General features: G+C 38.7%; 22 protein-coding genes. 1 reads left to right on the top strand and 21 read right to left on the bottom strand.

What is annotated here, in order from left to right; genetic code table 11:
• Position 1: 1 nt before the first annotated feature.
• From ahrC to spoIIIAA, 19 genes are all read right to left on the bottom strand, one after another.
• Positions 2 to 451, bottom strand: coding sequence for a transcriptional regulator AhrC/ArgR (gene ahrC, locus ACRX5O_RS02450; protein WP_119709076.1), 450 nt, complete (start codon positions 449 to 451; stop codon positions 2 to 4).
• 142 nt (positions 452 to 593) lie between these two features.
• On the bottom strand, positions 594 to 1436 hold the full coding sequence (locus ACRX5O_RS02445; RefSeq protein ID WP_433904455.1) for a TlyA family RNA methyltransferase: 843 nt from the start codon (positions 1434 to 1436) through the stop codon (positions 594 to 596).
• Positions 1433 to 3337, bottom strand: a complete 1905-nt coding sequence (dxs, locus tag ACRX5O_RS02440) for a 1-deoxy-D-xylulose-5-phosphate synthase (protein WP_433904753.1) — start codon at positions 3335 to 3337, stop codon at positions 1433 to 1435. The genes ACRX5O_RS02445 and dxs overlap by 4 nt, the downstream gene beginning before the upstream one ends.
• A gap of 136 nt (positions 3338 to 3473) precedes the next feature.
• Positions 3474 to 4367 (bottom strand): polyprenyl synthetase family protein, encoded by an 894-nt coding sequence (locus ACRX5O_RS02435; RefSeq protein WP_433904752.1) that lies wholly within the window; start codon positions 4365 to 4367, stop codon positions 3474 to 3476.
• Entirely contained in the window at positions 4367 to 4600 is a 234-nt protein-coding gene (locus ACRX5O_RS02430; RefSeq protein ID WP_119709078.1) for an exodeoxyribonuclease VII small subunit, read from the bottom strand. Before ACRX5O_RS02430 ends, ACRX5O_RS02435 begins: the two co-directional genes overlap by 1 nt.
• Positions 4593 to 5951 (bottom strand): exodeoxyribonuclease VII large subunit, encoded by a 1359-nt coding sequence (gene xseA / locus ACRX5O_RS02425; RefSeq protein WP_433904454.1) that lies wholly within the window; start codon positions 5949 to 5951, stop codon positions 4593 to 4595. Before xseA ends, ACRX5O_RS02430 begins: the two co-directional genes overlap by 8 nt.
• Positions 5952 to 6094: 143 nt before the next feature.
• Positions 6095 to 6949, bottom strand: coding sequence for a bifunctional methylenetetrahydrofolate dehydrogenase/methenyltetrahydrofolate cyclohydrolase FolD (folD, locus tag ACRX5O_RS02420; RefSeq protein WP_433904453.1), 855 nt, complete (start codon positions 6947 to 6949; stop codon positions 6095 to 6097).
• Positions 6950 to 6979: 30 nt separating this feature from the next.
• A complete protein-coding gene (nusB, locus tag ACRX5O_RS02415) occupies positions 6980 to 7378 on the bottom strand; it encodes a transcription antitermination factor NusB (protein WP_433904452.1) in 399 nt (132 codons plus the stop codon).
• Between the two features lie 140 nt (positions 7379 to 7518).
• Complete coding sequence (locus ACRX5O_RS02410; RefSeq protein WP_119709082.1) at positions 7519 to 7926, bottom strand: Asp23/Gls24 family envelope stress response protein; 408 nt, start codon at positions 7924 to 7926, stop codon at positions 7519 to 7521.
• 17 nt (positions 7927 to 7943) lie between these two features.
• Positions 7944 to 9302, bottom strand: coding sequence for an acetyl-CoA carboxylase biotin carboxylase subunit (gene accC, locus ACRX5O_RS02405; RefSeq protein WP_433904451.1), 1359 nt, complete (start codon positions 9300 to 9302; stop codon positions 7944 to 7946).
• 13 nt (positions 9303 to 9315) lie between these two features.
• Positions 9316 to 9825, bottom strand: coding sequence for an acetyl-CoA carboxylase biotin carboxyl carrier protein (gene accB / locus ACRX5O_RS02400; protein WP_433904450.1), 510 nt, complete (start codon positions 9823 to 9825; stop codon positions 9316 to 9318).
• Between the two features lie 254 nt (positions 9826 to 10079).
• Positions 10080 to 10625: a SpoIIIAH-like family protein gene (locus tag ACRX5O_RS02395; protein WP_066047158.1), complete on the bottom strand. Its 546-nt coding sequence runs from the start codon at positions 10623 to 10625 to the stop codon at positions 10080 to 10082.
• A 15-nt stretch (positions 10626 to 10640) separates the two neighbouring features.
• The gene (spoIIIAG, locus tag ACRX5O_RS02390; RefSeq protein WP_119709090.1) at positions 10641 to 11321 is read right to left on the bottom strand and encodes a stage III sporulation protein AG; all 681 of its coding nucleotides are present in this window, start codon (positions 11319 to 11321) and stop codon (positions 10641 to 10643) included.
• Positions 11322 to 11936, bottom strand: coding sequence for a stage III sporulation protein AF (gene spoIIIAF / locus ACRX5O_RS02385; RefSeq protein ID WP_433904449.1), 615 nt, complete (start codon positions 11934 to 11936; stop codon positions 11322 to 11324).
• Between the two features lie 10 nt (positions 11937 to 11946).
• A complete protein-coding gene (gene spoIIIAE, locus ACRX5O_RS02380; RefSeq protein ID WP_433904448.1) occupies positions 11947 to 13155 on the bottom strand; it encodes a stage III sporulation protein AE in 1209 nt (402 codons plus the stop codon).
• 36 nt (positions 13156 to 13191) lie between these two features.
• A complete protein-coding gene (gene spoIIIAD, locus ACRX5O_RS02375) occupies positions 13192 to 13587 on the bottom strand; it encodes a stage III sporulation protein AD (RefSeq protein WP_119709093.1) in 396 nt (131 codons plus the stop codon).
• 8 nt (positions 13588 to 13595) lie between these two features.
• Positions 13596 to 13802, bottom strand: coding sequence for a stage III sporulation protein AC (gene spoIIIAC / locus ACRX5O_RS02370; RefSeq protein ID WP_077213937.1), 207 nt, complete (start codon positions 13800 to 13802; stop codon positions 13596 to 13598).
• A gap of 32 nt (positions 13803 to 13834) precedes the next feature.
• Positions 13835 to 14350, bottom strand: coding sequence for a stage III sporulation protein SpoIIIAB (gene spoIIIAB, locus ACRX5O_RS02365; protein WP_433904447.1), 516 nt, complete (start codon positions 14348 to 14350; stop codon positions 13835 to 13837).
• On the bottom strand, positions 14351 to 15268 hold the full coding sequence (gene spoIIIAA / locus ACRX5O_RS02360; protein ID WP_433904446.1) for a stage III sporulation protein AA: 918 nt from the start codon (positions 15266 to 15268) through the stop codon (positions 14351 to 14353).
• A 158-nt stretch (positions 15269 to 15426) separates the two neighbouring features.
• Between spoIIIAA and ACRX5O_RS02355 the strand changes: the two genes are divergently transcribed.
• On the top strand, positions 15427 to 16104 hold the full coding sequence (locus tag ACRX5O_RS02355; protein WP_433904445.1) for an SIMPL domain-containing protein: 678 nt from the start codon (positions 15427 to 15429) through the stop codon (positions 16102 to 16104).
• Positions 16105 to 16159: 55 nt separating this feature from the next.
• On the opposite strand, the gene efp is transcribed toward ACRX5O_RS02355, so the two are convergent.
• Positions 16160 to 16717: an elongation factor P gene (gene efp / locus ACRX5O_RS02350; protein ID WP_433904444.1), complete on the bottom strand. Its 558-nt coding sequence runs from the start codon at positions 16715 to 16717 to the stop codon at positions 16160 to 16162.
• A 25-nt stretch (positions 16718 to 16742) separates the two neighbouring features.
• Positions 16743 to 17804, bottom strand: a complete 1062-nt coding sequence (locus ACRX5O_RS02345; protein ID WP_433904443.1) for a M24 family metallopeptidase — start codon at positions 17802 to 17804, stop codon at positions 16743 to 16745.
• Between the last annotated feature and the right edge of the window lie 7 nt (positions 17805 to 17811).

Raw genomic sequence — 17811 nt, 5'->3', positions numbered from 1 at the left:
TTTAGAGCATTTCAAGGAATCGATTGGAAATCGTAATCGTTTCTTCTTCTTTTCTACAAATAATGAGGATCGTATCATCTCCACAAATCGTTCCTAAAATCTCTTCCCAATCTAAGTTATCTATCAGTGCACCAATGGCCATGGCATTACCTGGTAATGTTTTCATAACAAGTAAGTGACCTGCACTATCAATTCGAACGAAAGCATCCATTAAATTTCTCTTTAATTTTTGGAGAGGATTAAAACGTTGATCGGCAGGAAGACTATATTTGTATCTTCCATCCATAAGCGGCACTTTTACTAAGTGTAGTTCTTTAATATCTCTCGAAATGGTTGCTTGTGTTACATTAAATCCAGCAAACTTTAGTTCATCAACTAATTCATCTTGTGTCTCAATATCATTGCTCGTAATGATTTCTCTAATTTTAATATGACGTTGACCTTTATTCATGTTTTCACCCCTGATTGTTTCAAAAAATCTGTAATATTTTGTAATATATTTTCAACTTTTGTAGTATATATGTATAAATATACATCCTTTTGCTTATCTCGTCAAAGTATACCTACAATAAAAAGAAGAACAAGCATGACGCTTATTCTTCTACATTCCCCTTTGATTTTAATACTTCATGAGCTTCTGAAACAATTTGGCTTGGCTTCTTAGAAAGATGGTTATTTCCTTGCTCCTTTTCACCTTCCCAGCCTAAATGGAGTAAAAACTCAATATTGCCATCGCCACCGGTGATTGGTGAGAACGATAGATTTTTGACATCATAACCAAGAGACAAAGAAAGGTCTATGATTTTATTTATGACCGCTTCATGAACCTTTGGATCCCTTACGATTCCCTTTTTCCCAACCTCTTCTCTACCAGCCTCAAATTGTGGTTTGACCAAAGCAATAATATCGCTGTTGGGCACTAAAAGAGTTTTTAACACAGGGAGAATAAGCTTTAATGATATAAACGAAACATCGATTGAAGCAAAATTCGGCATCTCACCAGACAGATCAGCAGGTGTCACATAACGAAAATTTGTCCGTTCCATGACGATGACTCGTTCATCTTGTCTCAGCTTCCATGCTAACTGATTATATCCGACATCTAAGGCATACGATTGTTTAGCTCCATTTTGTAATGCACAGTCCGTAAATCCGCCGGTGGAAGCACCAATATCTAACAAAACTTTTCCTTCGACATGTACGTCAAATTCCTTCAGTGCTTTTTCTAACTTTAAGCCACCCCTACTTACATATGGCATGACATTTCCTTTTATCGTTAACGGAAGATCGCTGCTTATTTTCTCACCTGGTTTATCCAATCGGTTTTCATTGCTATATACGAGTCCTGCCATGATCGCTCGTTTCGCTTTTTCTCTAGTTTCTATTAACCCTCGTTCAACTAGCAGGACGTCAATTCTTTCTTTTTTACTTTTCATAGTAGTGAACCCTTTTTCCCTTTAACCTGTGTAAGTTCGATTACTTTGCGAATCGTTGAATCCACAGTAAAATCAATTTCTTTTAATAACTCATCAACACTTCCATGCTCAATAAATTGATCTGGAATCCCCATGCGATCAATCACTGCATCAAAATAACGATTTTCAGATGCAAACTCTAAAATAGAACTTCCAAATCCACCTTGAAGGACGGCTTCTTCGATTGTTAATACAGGCATTTTACGTTCTAACAGATCTGATAGCATCTTCCGGTCTAACGGTTTAATAAATCGAGCATTGACGACCTTCACACGAATCCCCTGCTGTTCAAGACGATTTGCTGCCTCTAACGCCATTGGAATCGTTGTCCCAAAAGTTAAAATAGCCACATCTTCGCCTTCTTTTAATACTTCCCAAGTACCAATTGGAATCGTTTTAAGCTCCTCATCCAATGAAACTCCCACTCCATTTCCTCGAGGGAATCTCATGGCAATCGGTCCATCATCATACTTTAAGGCTGTATTGACCATATGTTGCCCTTCGTTTTCATCTTTAGGCATCATCAGCACCATGTTTGGCACATGTCGCATAAAGGCAATATCAAACACTCCTTGATGAGTTTCTCCATCAGCACCTACAAGCCCTGCACGATCAATACCAATAAAAACATTTAAGTTTTGACGGCAAATATCATGAACCACCTGGTCATAGGCTCGTTGTAGGAAAGTCGAATAAATGGCTAAAAACGGCTTCATCTTTTGGGTTGCAAGACCTGCAGCTACTGTCGCAGCATGCTGTTCAGCAATTCCCACATCAAACATACGATCAGGAAATTCACTTGCAAATCCCTCAAGCTTCGAACCAACAGGCATCGCAGGGGTGATCGCAACGATTCTCTCATCCTCTCGAGCCAGCCTACGAACCGTTTCACTTACCAATTTACTCCATGCTGGCGGAGGGGTTTCAGCCGGTTTTGGAAAAGCTCCTGTTTCAATTTTATACGGTCCCGTTCCGTGCCAAGTACCCACTACATCACTTTCTGCAGGATGATATCCCTTCCCTTTTTTAGTGATCACGTGTAAAAGAACCGGTCCTTCTGTCTTTTTTGCGTATGCTAAATTTTCAAATAGTTCATCATAATTATGACCATCTACTGGTCCTAGATACGTAAAGCCCATCTCTTCAAAAAACATACCTGAAACTAACAAATACTTCAGGCTATCTTTTATTCTCTCGGCCGTTGTCGCTAATTTTCCTCCAACAGCAGGAATTTTCTTCAACAAATACTCCAGTTCATCTTTCGCCCAGTGATATTTCCCAGCCGTTCGTAATCGCCCTAAGATACTGTGAAGTGCTCCTACATTTGGTGCAATGCTCATCTCATTGTCATTTAAGACAACGATGAGGTTCTTCTTTTCATGACCGATGTGATTTAATGCCTCTAGTGCCATTCCACCAGTTAATGCACCATCACCAATCACAGGGACAACAAAAGATTTCTCCTTTTTTAAATCCCTTGCTATCGCCATTCCCATAGCAGCGGATAAAGAGGTAGAACTATGCCCTGTTTCCCATACATCATGTTCACTTTCAATCATCTTTGGAAATCCACATAAGCCTTTATATTGTCTTAGCGTGTCAAACTCACTTGCTCTACCTGTTAAAATTTTATGGACATATGATTGGTGACCAACATCCCATAAAATTTTATCTTTTGGGCTTGAAAAACAAGTATGAAGAGCAATGGTCAGCTCTACTACTCCTAAGTTCGGTCCAATATGCCCACCCGTAACTGATAATTTTTCTATTAAAAATTGTCTGATGTCGTTACTTAATTCTTGTAGTTGTTGTTGAGAAAGCCCTTTTAAAAAGGAAGGGTCTTTAATTGATAACAGATCCACTAGTAGGACCACTCACTTTCATCTCTTAATTGTTGCCAATCTTTTTCTTAGTTGTTCATAGGTTTTTCGTTTGCTGTATACATTAAGAGTACCGTATTATAGACATTTTTCCAAATGTTTTCCGTTTACACTCTCATTAATGATTTCGGTTAGCTACTAAATCCGTGATTTCTTTAAGAATATCCGTTTCAAGTTCCATACTATTTAGGGAATCCTTTGCAAGCGAAATATGCTCTAGTAACGATTGCCTTGCCCCCTCCATCGTCAGCAACGATGGATATGTGCTCTTATTGTTTTGTTCGTCACTACCCACTTTCTTTCCGATGATTTCTTCATCACCTTCAAGGTCTAGAATATCATCCCTAATTTGAAAGGCTAAACCTAAATGGTGAGCAAATGTAGCAAACTTTTCTAATTGGTGAGTATTTGCTCCGGCAATCATGGCTCCAGCAACCACGCTGTACGCAAGTAACTTCCCTGTCTTATGGATATGAATGTATTCAAGTTCATTAAGACTTAAGTCTTTCCCTTCCCCATCCATATCGGCTACTTGTCCACCTACCATTCCTTCTGCCCCTGATGCTTTTGCTAGCTCAGTAATAAGTTGAATTTTCACTTCGGCCGGTATATGTTCAGATGCACTTGAAATTACTTGAAAGCTGTACGTTAAAAGGGCGTCTCCAGCAAGAATAGCATATGCTTCTCCGAACACCTTATGATTTGTTGGTTTTCCTCTTCGTAGGTCATCGTTATCCATGCTCGGAAGATCGTCATGAATTAAAGAGTACGTATGGATCATTTCTATCGCTGCAGCCGCTTCTAAACCTAATTCCCCCTTCTTACCAAACGCTTCTAATGTAGCGAATAATAATAACGGACGAATACGTTTGCCACCTGCTTCTAACGAGTAGAGCATCGCTTCCTTAATTAGTGAAGGTGCAGTTAATTTACTAACAGATTCATTTAAATAAGCTTCCACTAGCTCTTTATACTTTTTAGAAAAGGAGGTAAATCCCACTTTCTTCACTATTATTCCTCCTCTTGAATAGAGAAGGTTTCCTTCTTCCCATTCTCCGTAAGAATTTCTGTTAGCTGCTCTTCTACATTGCGGAGCTTATCGTGACAAAGCTTTGAAAGCTCCATTCCTTTTTTATAAATAGAAATCGCCTCTTCTAGAGGTACATCACCTTCTTCTAGTTGTTCAACGATATCTTCAAGTTGCTGCATTGCTTCTTCAAAGCTTATTTTCGTTTCTTTACTCATTTGTTTGATCCTTCCCCTCGATCTCTAACACTTCACAAGTGATAGAACCATCTACAAGTTTTATTTTAATATTATCATTAAGTCGGATTTGTTCCGTGCTTTTTACTAAGTGATCGTCTTCATTGTATACGAGGCTATACCCTCGATCCATAATTTTTAAAGGGCTTAATGCATCCAATGCCATATTCACTCTTTGATGTTCTTTTTTCTTAGTTAAAAGAAGGTTAGCAAAGGTACGATTTAATGCCTTTTCCGTCTTTGTTTGCTGCATAACGGCTGTTTGAAGAAGCGTATTCAAATTATTTCTTTCAAGTCTCCGTTTGGTACGAATATATCCTTCATTTCTATTTAAAAATAAAGCTTGTGCTGCTCTCTGTAATAATTCTGTTGACTTATCAACCTGCTCTAACTTTTGTTCATACAATCTTTGTGGGTACTTAAAGGCGTATGATTTACTCAAACGATCATATCGCTGTGCTTGTACATTTATCTTCTCTTTAATTTTTCGAATAATCCTTGTTTGTCTTGTTAACACTCTTTCAATTAATTCATCAATATGCGGAACAGCAAGCTCTGCCGCACCCGTAGGAGTCGGTGCTCGAAGATCCGCTACATAATCAGCAATGGTTGTGTCTGTTTCATGACCAACAGCAGAGATAATCGGAATCCTAGATGCAAATATGGCCCTCGCCACTATTTCCTCATTAAACGACCATAGTTCCTCAATCGATCCCCCACCGCGGCCAACAATCAATACATCAATTTCTTGAGATTGATTTGCTTGTTCGATTGCCTTTACAATGGATGCAGCGCCTTGTTCTCCTTGAACAAGGGCGGGAATGACCATTATATTAGCAATCGGGTATCTCCTTTTAAGGGTCGTTAGAATATCTCGTATCGCTGCTCCCGTAGGAGAGGTAATTACCCCAACAGTGTGGGGGTATTTTGGCAATGGTTTTTTATATTCCTTTGAAAATAAACCTTGTTTTAATAGTTTTTCTTTTAGCTGTTCAAAAGCTAGATAAAGATCGCCGATTCCATCGGGCTGCATCTCTTTTATGTACATTTGATACTGACCACTTTGTTCGTATACGGTGATATCACCTTTCACTAACACTTTCATACCATTTTCTGGTCTGAATTTAATGGATTTATTAAAGCTCGAAAACATGACAGCCAGGATTCTTGCTTTTTCGTCTTTTAAAGTAAAGTACATATGTCCACTGGAGTGCTGTTTAAAGTTTGAAATTTCCCCTTTTACATACATATCCTGTAAATGTGGATCGGCGTCAAACTTTCTTTTTATATATTTGGTTAAGGCAGTTATTGTTACATATTGCTTTTCTTCCATTTAGTACTCCTTTTTCAGCAAAGGTATGGATCACGCAAAAAAAAACAGTCCTATCTAATTATAAGGATAAATCTCTTTTCAGTCACGTCTTGATGGTTTGGAAAAGGGATTACCTATAAAAAAGGGCTGTTTTTTGTGAAAATCTATCCTTGAATAGCTTTTCGTGCGGCTTTGACTGTGTTATACATGAGCATGGTAATGGTCATGGGACCGACTCCACCTGGTACTGGGGTAATGTAGGAGGCCATGTCTTTTACTTGATGGTAAGCAACATCACCACAGAGCTTCCCTTCTTCGTTTCTGTTTATTCCAACATCAATGACTACTGCCCCTTGTTTTACATAGTCGGCAGTTATAAAATTAGCTCTCCCTACAGCGGCAATTAAAATATCTGCTTGATTCGTGTATGATGCTAAGTCACGAGTCTTTGAATGGCAGTAAGTAACCGTAGCATCACGGTTTAAAAGCATTTGCCCCAGGGGCTTTCCGACGATATTGCTTCGCCCCACAATCACAACATGCTTTCCAGATAGAGAAATACCATTATCTTCGAGCATCACTATCACACCCGAGGGGGTGCATGGCATCAATGCATCTTGTCCTATGACCATCTTTCCCACATTAATTGGATGAAAACCATCAACGTCTTTCATCGGTGAAATAGCATTAATGATTTCGTCTTCATCCAAGTGTTCTGGAAGTGGAAGCTGTACCAATATCCCATGTATTTCTTTACACTCATTAAGCTCATAAATTTTAGATATCAATATGTCTTGAGTAACAGTTGAGTCGAATGTAGAAAGCTCCGAGTAGATTCCAAGCTCCTTACAGGCTTTCTGCTTGTTAGCCACATATGTACGTGAAGCATCATCATTCCCGATTAAAATAACCGCTAAGCCCGGTACCACTCCTTCTTTTTTGAGGTTCTGAACGTTCGCCTGGATTTCTATTCTCTTTTTTCTACTAACTTCTTTCCCATCAATTGTTTGAGCTGTCATTATCATTCCCCCTTATCAGCAAAAGCGGAATTACTGCTTTTCTGTTTGTTGCTTTATTTTCGAGAGAACTCCGTTTACAAATCGACTAGCATGCTCGTCTCCGAAAACTTTCGCAATCTCAATCGCTTCATCGATAACAACGTTTGCAGGTACTTCTTCTTTCAAGTATACAAGTTCATAAACAGCCAGTCTTAACAGATTCCGATCTACTGGTGCAATTCGCTCAATTGTCCATTTTTCTAAATGCTCTTTAATCATTTCATCTATCTCATTTTTGTGTTCCACAACCCCACTAACTAGATTAGAGAGGTAGTCATCTCCACGCTCTTCTTCTAATACATGAAGAATCGCTTCCTTTGGATCTGCTTCACTTATATCAATTTGAAACAATGCTTGTAATGCTTTTTCTCTTGCCGTTCTTCTTTTCATCTATCCTAAACTCCTTTATTGGTTGAGATACCCTAATCATCAATATGATCATAGCATAATAACTCATCATACATGAAATACTCAAAAGAAAAAAGAGCCAAAGACTTTTTTGTTGTCCTTGACTCTTTAGAGTGTGTAAATTACAGCTCTTGTTCTTGTTCAACCTCTTGCTTCGTACTTTCAAACTGAATGCCAACGATATGCACGTTTACTTCCTTAGCATCAAGTGCAGTCATATTCAAAAGCGCTTGTCGAATATTATCTTGAACCTTTTGAGCAACAGTTGGAATGGAAACACCAAACTTCATTAAGCAATACACATCAACTTTAATTCCGTCTTCTCCAAGCTCCACCTTAACACCCTTGCCATGATTTTTCTTACCTAATCGCTCAACGACCCCTAATGCAAAGTTTCCTCTCATTTGAGAAACTCCTTCTACTTCAGAAGCAGCAATACCAGCAATTACTTCAATCACTTCAGGTGCAATCTCTACTTTCCCAAGACCAGAGTTTCCTGGGTTCATTTCCAAGATGTTATTTTCGCTCATACAAAGCACCTCCAACTTTATTTTCCTGTTTCCATTAAATCATACATTTCAAGAAATTTCGTGTTAAAGTCTCCTTCAACAAACTTTTCATGATTTAAGAGTTTTAAGTGGAATGGAATGGTTGTATGAATTCCTTCTATGACAAATTCACTTAACGCTCTTTTCATGCGTGCGATTGCTTCTTCTCTAGTACTTCCGTACGTAATCAGCTTCGCAATCATGGAGTCATAGTATGGAGGAATCGTATAACCAGGATATGCAGCTGAATCCACACGAACTCCTAAACCTCCAGGAGGAAGATACATTTCTATTTTACCAGGTGAAGGCATGAATTTCTTCATTGGATTTTCTGCGTTAATTCTGCATTCAATCGCCCACCCATTAAAAGTAACTTCTTCTTGGGTTAAACTAAGCTTTTCACCAGATGCCACTTTAATTTGTTCCTTAATAAGGTCAACGCCAGTTACCATCTCTGTGACAGGATGTTCTACTTGGATACGAGTATTCATTTCCATAAAGTAAAACTTACGATTTTGATAATCATAAATAAATTCTACTGTCCCTGCACCGGAATAATCAACCGCTAGTGCTGCCTTAACGGCTGCGGTTCCCATCTCATGTCTTACTTCTCCGTCTAAGGCTGGGGATGGCGTTTCCTCAAGAAGCTTTTGAAGTCTTCTTTGGATGGAGCAATCTCTTTCCCCTAAATGGATGGCATGACCATGATTATCAGCAAGAACTTGAATCTCAACATGTCGGAACTCTTCAATAAACTTTTCGATATACACACCAGGGTTACCAAAAGCAGTTAATGCTTCTTGTTGAGTAATATTAATCCCTTTGATTAGCTCCTGTTCCGTTCGGGCCACACGAATCCCTTTTCCGCCCCCACCAGCAGTCGCTTTTATTATAACAGGGTAACCAATTTTATTTGCCAATTCGATTGCTTCTTCATCGTCTTTAATGATTCCTTGGGATCCTGGAACAATGGGAACGCCTGCTTGTTTCATTGTTTCACGTGCGACGTCCTTTGTCCCCATCTTAGAGATAGCTTCAGGAGATGGTCCAACAAATGTGATATTCACATCTCTACAAAGATCAGCAAAGTCAGCATTTTCAGCTAAAAAACCATAACCAGGATGGATCGCGTCACAGCTTGTGAGCTTAGCTACACTAATGATATTAGTAAAATTTAAGTAGCTGTCCTTTGATGCAGTTGGCCCAATGCAATATGCTTCGTCTGCAAGCTGAACATGTAAAGATTCACGGTCCGCTTCAGAATATACAGCAACAGATTCAATCCCAAGCTCACGACAAGCTCGTATAATACGAACGGCTATTTCTCCTCGATTCGCAATTAATAACTTTTTTATCATAGCAGACAGCTCCTTACTCTGGCTTCACTAAAAATAACGGTTGACCATACTCCACTAACTGTCCGTCTTTTACAAGTATTTCTACAATTTCTCCGTTAACTTCAGCTTCAATTTCATTAAATAACTTCATTGCTTCTACGATACAAACCACTGAATCACTTGAAACCTTTGAGCCAACCTTAACATACACATCAGCATCAGGTGAAGGCGATTGGTAGAAAGTCCCAACCATCGGTGAAGTGATTTTATGTAAGTTTGAAGTATCAGCAGCAGGTGTTTGTGCTGGTTGTGCTTGAGGTGCGATTTGCTCCTCTTGCTTTACCTCTACAGCAGCCACTGGTGCTGGTGTTCTTTCAGCAACGACTACAGGCGCTGGTGTAACTTGTTCCTTTACAGTCACTGTTCCCAGAGCCGCATTCTTTTTCATTTTAATTTTTGCACCTTCGTATTCATAAACAAATTCATCTAGACTTGATTGATCTACAAGTTTTATTATTTCTCTAATTTCTTGAACCTTTAACATCATACTCACCTCTAATTTACTTTTTAGCACTAGATACTAATATCATACGATAAGACCTCATAGAAGTTCAACCTTTATTCCTCTATATACATATTCGACAAAAGAACACGTTTTCATTTTTGAAATATAAGATTTTTTTAAATTTTTCATACATATTTACCTTCTACGACTAAAGTTGTAGTTATTTGGGTTGCTTGTCTCCCAGGCGGTGGTAGATTAAAAAACGGAAAGCACCTTGGCTTTCCGTTTTCTGATTATTTACTAACTTGGAATTGTACAACTGGCTTTAATCCGCCTAATTCAGAACGAACTAACTTTAAGATTTCATTCGCTGCTGCTGGAGAGTGGCTCTTTGCTTTGACAGTGACACGAACCTCGTCATCAGTCACTCTTACTAAAGCGTCATCATAATCCATTGCTACAATCATCGTTTCAAGATATGCTTCTTTTTGAGTAACATCATTTAATTCTTTGATTTTATCAAGGGCTGCATTAATGTCTTCCGTTGGAAGATCAGTTGATGCAACTGTCGTTTCTAGCTCTTCTTTTAATTTACTTCTCTCTTCATCTAGCTCTAAGCGTAATGCTTCAAACATTTCATCGCTAGCAGTACTAGAGATTACTGTCTCCCCAGATTCTGTTTTATTTTCGCCACTTACCGTTGAATCTTCCTCTGCCTCTTTTTCTACCGTTGCCATATTGTTCATTTGCTGTTCTGGAGAAGTAATATAATATACCGATAATACAACAACTAAGCTAAGCATTGTTAATAACCAAACCGTTTGTTTTTTCAATAACATCTATAAATCCCCCTCTTATTTTTTTGGCATAACAGACACTCGGTGAACCGGCACATCTAATAGTTTTGTTACCGATTCGAGTATCCATTTTTTCACCTGTATATTATCAGCTCCCTTTGCAATTACGATGACACCGCGAATGGCAGGCTTCTTCGTTTCTATTACAATAGGAACCTCTTTTTCCCCATCTCGGATAATCACTAACTGTTCATCCTTTGATTGGTCTTCGACTGTTCTTTGCCCACCCTCACGGTCAACCTCTTCGGTTTTTTGGGACTGAACAACCACATTTTTTTCTAGTATTTTTTTCTCAGTCGCGTCGACATTTACTGCTACAATCACTTCTCCAACGCCGACAATCCCCTCAAGTGTTTCCTTTAATTGATTCTCATAATGATCTTCATAGGCGGCAATGATTTCATTCCCATCAATTTTTTTCTGTCCAAATGTTTCGACGTCTTCGCTTGATTCCTCGGCATTTGCTCCCGTTTCCACAGCTGAAGGACTTGGATTTGGATTTATTAGCAAATTGCTTGCTAACATAATGGCGGCTCCAATTAATAAGACGATTAAAAAGTATTGATATTTACTAGACTTTTTCTCAGGAGGGCTATCTTTACTAAATAGTTTTTTTAGGAATGTAATTGGCCCTTTATCATTGTTAGGTTCTTTATCTTTTTCTGTATCATTTTCCACTTATTTGTTCCCCCCTTCTATGAAGACTTCAACAGCGTCTTTGTTTACATCCCATTTTTCAGAGAGAAGTGAAGACAGTTCCTCGTTTTGTTCACTTTCCGAATTAGATGGAAGAGGTGAGTTCGTATCAATATCAACCATTTGTACGACTTCTACTACATCCTCCGTTGTTGATTCTCGTAACGTAACAGATATCTCTTGTAGATTGTCTGGGAAGGTCGCGCTGCTCGTTTCATCCATTGATAAATCGATACTAGCAATCTCTAAACCGTACTGTTCCATCAACTCCTCTTCAACGTCCTTTTTTAATTGGACAGCCACTTCTTCTAAAGCATATGCATCAAAAGAGGCTTGTATTTCTTTTTTCTTCAATTCTATTGAATTTTCTATATTTTTTTCTGATATGGAGTCCACTTCCGTGATGGAGGAGAGGCTCGCCTCGAAATCACTAGATAATATTTTCAGAACGGGTGAAAGAATAATAGCTATTAGCAATAATCCAGTAACCATCCTGGTGTATTTTTGCATATTCGAATTCGGAAGCAGCATATCAACAACTGTTGCCAGCAAGACGAAAAGGATAATATTTGTGATCCAATCTTTTAGAAAATCCATTTCACCCCTCCTAACGAACCATCATCGTAAGGTTTCCTGCTGCTATGACAACGGTTAAACTTAAAAAAAACATCATAGATACGATAGCTAAAGCAGCAAACACGAAAACAATACTTTTACTAATGATTTCTAAACAAGCGATAACTGGTCCTCCTCCTAGAGGCTGTAAAACGGCTGCTGCAAACTTATAAATAAAGGCAATCATTAATATCTTGATTGCTGGAAAAGCGACAATTAGTAGTAATATGGCAACCCCTGCAATTCCAACGGTATTTTTCAGTAAAAGAGAAGCACTAATCACCGTGTCAGTGGCATCTGTAAACATTCGTCCAATAACAGGGATGAAATTACCGGTAATGAATTTCGCTGTTCGAATCGTAATCCCATCTGTCACAGCTGCCGAAGCTCCTTGTACACTTAGAACACCAAGGAAAACGGTAAGGAAGATCCCGAGTAATCCAATGCTCCAATTTCTTAACAGGTTGCCTAATTGAGTAACTTTGTGATGCTCTGATAAAATACTCACAATGCTTAGTACTGCTCCTAAAAACAGAAGTGGTAAAACAACATATTGTATGAACATTCCACTGCTATTCATGAGGAATAAAATCACTGGATGGAAAAAGGCTGCAGATACAAGTCCCCCCGACGAGGCGATTAATGCAAGAAGAAGCGGTATAAGCGCTAAGATGAAGGAAATCATAGTTGTTATCGTATCATTTGTATACTGGATGGCTATATGAAAACTATTTAGCGCGATAATAATTAACACCATAAATACAATCGCATACGCTACTTTACTAACTGTGCTCTTTTCAAATGAGTTTTGTAGTGTTTGCAAGAACATTGAGAACACGGTAAGTAATATAAGGGTGCCAAGAAGCTTTCCATTCACAACAAATTCGTGAAATATAAATTTAATTATTCCATTCGTCCACTCTTTTAAGGAAAATTGCTTGTCCCCTTTAATAAAATCGTATAGGCTTCCCTTTTGACTTTCCGGGAGAAACCCTCCGTATTCTGTCGTAATCTTTTCCCAAAACACCTTCATTTCATCAATATCTAAAGCTTCAAGCTGTTCCTCCATCATTTGTTCAGGATTTAGGACTGACTGTGAAGAAGATTGAGTTTCGTCGTTTGTCTCCGCCTTACTTATTGGGGCAGACACAAATAGGATGAGAAATAAGAGAGAGATTGTTTTGAAAATCAGTTGCTTCAACTTTTTCACCTTCTTTTATTCTGTTCAGTGGCTCAACTAATTTGGGATTAATGCAATGATTGTTTCTATCAGTACAGTCAAAATGGGAATCGCCATGGCAAGTATTAGTATTTTCCCAGCCATCTCAATTTTCGAGGCAATTGCAGCTTGTCCCGCATCCTTTGTAATTTGAGAAGCAAACTCCGCGATATAAGCAATTCCGATGATTTTCAGAATGGTTTCTACGTAAATGATATTTACATTTGCATTTATCGCTATTTTTTCAAGCATATGGATTATCGCGTAGATTTGATCGATTAAATAGAGAAAGATGGAACATCCAACAAATACGATTAGCAAAAAGGCGAAATTTGGTTTTTGCTCCTTTACTACAAGAGCTAAAAAGGTAGCAATAAGTGCAAACCCAACTATTTGTAAAATTTCAATCGTCAAACCCTCCTTTACCCTTGGAATAGGAACACTGATTTGATTTTTTGAAATAATTCATCCACAATAGAAGCAACCATAAACAATATATAAATAAAGCCAAATAAAGTTACCCACTGAGCGTACTCTTTCTTTCCGACTTGATCGAGAATTGTGTGTAAAAATGCAACTACAATACCTACTCCAGCTATTTTAAAAATAATATCTACTTCTAAACCCATTCGATTTTCCTCCTAAGACCACATTCGATTTTTTACATCAGTAGAATAACTAGAAGTAATCCTGATAGAAATCCTAAGCTTTTCATCATTTTTTCATATCTCGATTGCTTGTCATACGCATCCGCTTCTTCACGCTCTAGATGGGTTAACGCCAAACGAATTTGTTTTTGTTGCGAGAAACGATCATGTCTCCCAAGTGTCTCACCAAATTGCTTCATAATCTCATATTCTCCTTGTTTTAACGCTGTGAGCTTCCAAACCTCTTGAAGACTTTCCTCCCACGCATCTTTTACCGTAGTTTCAGAGTTGGTTAGTTTCTTCGAAAAGGATTCAAAAAACCAAGAAAGAGGCTTGGAAAGCTGTGAAGCTAATCTTCTAGATGCTTCATGAAGAGGGGTATGACCATACATGATCTCAGCCTCAAGTGATTGTAACGCTGACTTTAATTGTCTTAGCTGTCGAGGCCTTTCTGTTAAGTGCCTAGAGGCTTCAAAGCCCGTCCAAGTAGTAGCAATGATAATAAAAACGGCTCCGATTAACTTTATCATTTATGTCACACTCACTTTTCTGACAATTTCCCTACCATTTTGATCCTTCACAGAAAGTATCGTGCCTGGCCCTTCTAATCGGCTTAATTCGATGAATCTTTGAAATATTCCACTCTTGATGATCGGTGTTAATGTGGGTCTTTTAACAATATCTGCGTACGAATGGCCATGTGTCGTCGTTAAAAGCGAGATCCCTGCATGAACTGCTTCTAAAATAGCCTCGCCATCCTCTTCCCTACCAATTTCATCTACAACTAGCACATCAGGGCTCATAGAGCGAATCATCATCATCATCCCTTCCGCTTTTGGACAAGAATCTAATACATCCACTCTCGGTCCAAATGTCAGCTGAGGAACACCATTTATACTTCCAGCAATCTCAGATCGCTCATCAACAATTCCTACCTTGGCTGCCGGGATCGTTTTTGTACCTGTTGAAATCACTCTCGCTAAATCTCTTATTAACGTTGTCTTTCCTGTCTGTGGCGGACCAATGATCATGGTATGCAACCAGTCTCCTTCATATAGAAACGGGAGGAGACTATGACTAATCCCGATTTTCTCTTTTGCTATACGGAAGTTAAAAGAGGAAACATCTGTAATTGCTTTCACCTTGCCCGCATCCAAAATAACTTTCCCAGCAAGGCCCACCCGATGGCCGCCTGCCACCGTAACATATCCTCTTTTTAATTCTTCCTCTAATGTATAGATAGAAAAATGACTGATCTTATTCAGCAGTTGTATCGCATCTTCTGCTTTTACCGTATAAGATAAAAAGATTGGTTTTCCCCCACAGGTGATCTCCAATGGGCGACCAATTCTGATTCGAATTTCTTCCATATCATTTAATTGAAAGGGAGACAGTTGATTCATTTGATTGGCAATTGCTTTAGGTAACATACCAATAACGTCTTCCATAACCTTTCCTCCTGTCCTCACAACCTTTCTCATTAATTCATTTGTATGCCTGCTTGGCCACATTATGACTCCTGAATTCTATAATTGAGAGTAGAATCTTATTACTTAGACTGCATACATTTTACAAAGGAGAAGTATTGAAAAAAGGAGGAGTTGATATGTATCAAGATTACACGCGAGTATGGAACCATTATCCTGCTAGAGCAACTAGTACAAATGAAATTAGGGTGATAGGGGAAGGAACAGTTGATATACAGCCAGACCAAGCCGATGTCATTATTGGGATTATCACGGAGAATAAGGAACTTGTACCCGCACAGCGAGAAAATGCACAAGTGAGTTCTGCTGTTGTGGATGCTTTGCTTTCCCTGCAAATTCCAAGGGAAAAAATTAGAACATCTGATTATTCCATTTTCCCTCAATACGACTTTGTTGATGGTGTGCAAACGTTTAGAAATTATAAAGTAGAGCATCGTTTAACAGTTACATTATCCAATATGGATCAAATTGGCATGGTCGTTGATAAAGCAATAGAAAGTGGAGCAAACAGTATACTAGCGATTAATTTTTCAGCAAAGAATAGATTAACTCAAGAACAACAAGCACTCACTCTTGCCGTTCATGATGCGACACAGAAGGCTGCAGCGATTGCTCAAGCCATACGTGTTCAACTCAATCATCCTCCTATACTCATTATTGAAGGAGGCAGTGCTGTAACGATCCCTGAGCCACTTTATACTACGATGCCTATGGTAAAAGGAGTAAGTACAACGATAGAACCAGGTTTACTACAAGTAAAGGCAACCATTACGGCTGTCTTCCAATTTACTTCGTAATATAAAAAAGACACTCACTCGAGTGTCTTTTTTATTCGCAATTGTAAGTGCATTATTAAGCTCTTGAAACGTATGAAGCTTCTGTTGTGTTAATGATTAAACGATCACCTTGGTTAATAAAGAAAGGTACTTGAACAGATAGACCCGTTTCTAAAATAGCAGGTTTTGTTCCGCCAGATGCTGTGTCACCTTTGATCCCTGGCTCTGTTTCAACAACTTCAAGCTCAACAGTATTAGGAAGTTCAACTCCTAGTGTTTCACCTTGATACATCATGATATGAACTTCCATGTTTTCTTTCAAAAACTTTAGTTCGTACTCAATTGCTGTTGCTGGAAGCTCGATTTGATCATATGACTCCACGTCCATGAATACATGTTGCTCTCCGTTTGCGTATAGATACTGCATTTTACGGTTATCGATTTGCGCTTTTGCTACCTTCTCACCCGCACGGAATGTCTTCTCTTGAACCGCTCCTGTACGCAGGTTACGAAGCTTCGAACGAACAAATGCCGCACCTTTACCAGGCTTAACGTGTTGGAAATCCATTACGCGCCATAAGCCGCCATCTACTTCAATTGTTAAACCTGTACGAAAATCGTTTACTGAAATCATTAATAAATCCTCCTAATAAGATGCATTAAAGAATAATAAGTTCTTTTGTAGAGTAAGTGAGGGATTCATTTCCATCCTTCGTAATAATCGTATCATCTTCAATACGAACACCGCCAAGCCCTGGAATATATATACCAGGTTCAACAGTTACAATCATTCCTTCTTCAAGAACAAGATTTGATCTTACTGATAGTGCAGGTCCTTCATGCACTTCCAGACCAATACCATGTCCCGTTGAATGACCAAAATATTCACCATACCCATGGGAAGAAATATGATTTCTTGTCAATGCGTCGGCTTCTTTTCCCGTCATTCCTGGTTTGATTCCTTCCATCCCGAGTAATTGCGCTTGTAAAACAATATTGTAAATTTCCTTTAGCTTATCATCAGGTTCTCCAACTGATACAGTTCTTGTAATGTCGGATACGTAGCCTTTATAATATGCCCCAAAGTCAAGTGTTACAAAATCACCTGCTTCAATCACTTTTTCACTAGCCACTCCATGAGGAAGTGCAGATCGAATTCCCGAAGCAACAATTATATCAAAAGATGATGAAGTTGCACCTCTTTTTCTCATAAAGAACTCAAGCTCATTCGAAACCTCTAACTCTGTTATGCCAGGACGAATAAAGCCTAAAATATGTGTAAACGCAGCATCTGCAATCTTTGCTGCTTCCTTTAATATCTTAATCTCTGCGTCAGTCTTTATCAAGCGCAACTTTTCGATAACGCCTGATAATGGTACTAGTTCTGATTGCAAAGCTTCTTTATAGGATTGATAAGAAGAATATGTAACATGTTCTTGTTCAAAGCCTAGTCTAGTGATTCCAAGCTCTTTAACTTGTACTGCTACTTCCTCAGGTATGGTACCGTTATGCTTTACGATTTCGAAGCCTACACATTGCTTTTCTGCTTGCTCGACGTAACGAAAGTCAGTAATAAATTGTGCACGGTCTTTACTAATGAGGACAACGCCTGCTGACCCAGTGAAGTTAGACATATAGCGACGATTAAAACTACTTGTAATAAGGATGCCATCAACATTTAACTTTTCTATCTCAGCTCTTAATTTATTTAATTTTCCCATCATTCTC

Source organism: Robertmurraya mesotrionivorans (genome assembly GCF_050971805.1).
Lineage (GTDB): Bacteria > Bacillota > Bacilli > Bacillales > Cytobacillaceae > Robertmurraya_A.
This window is presented reverse-complemented; position numbering and strand designations above follow the sequence as displayed.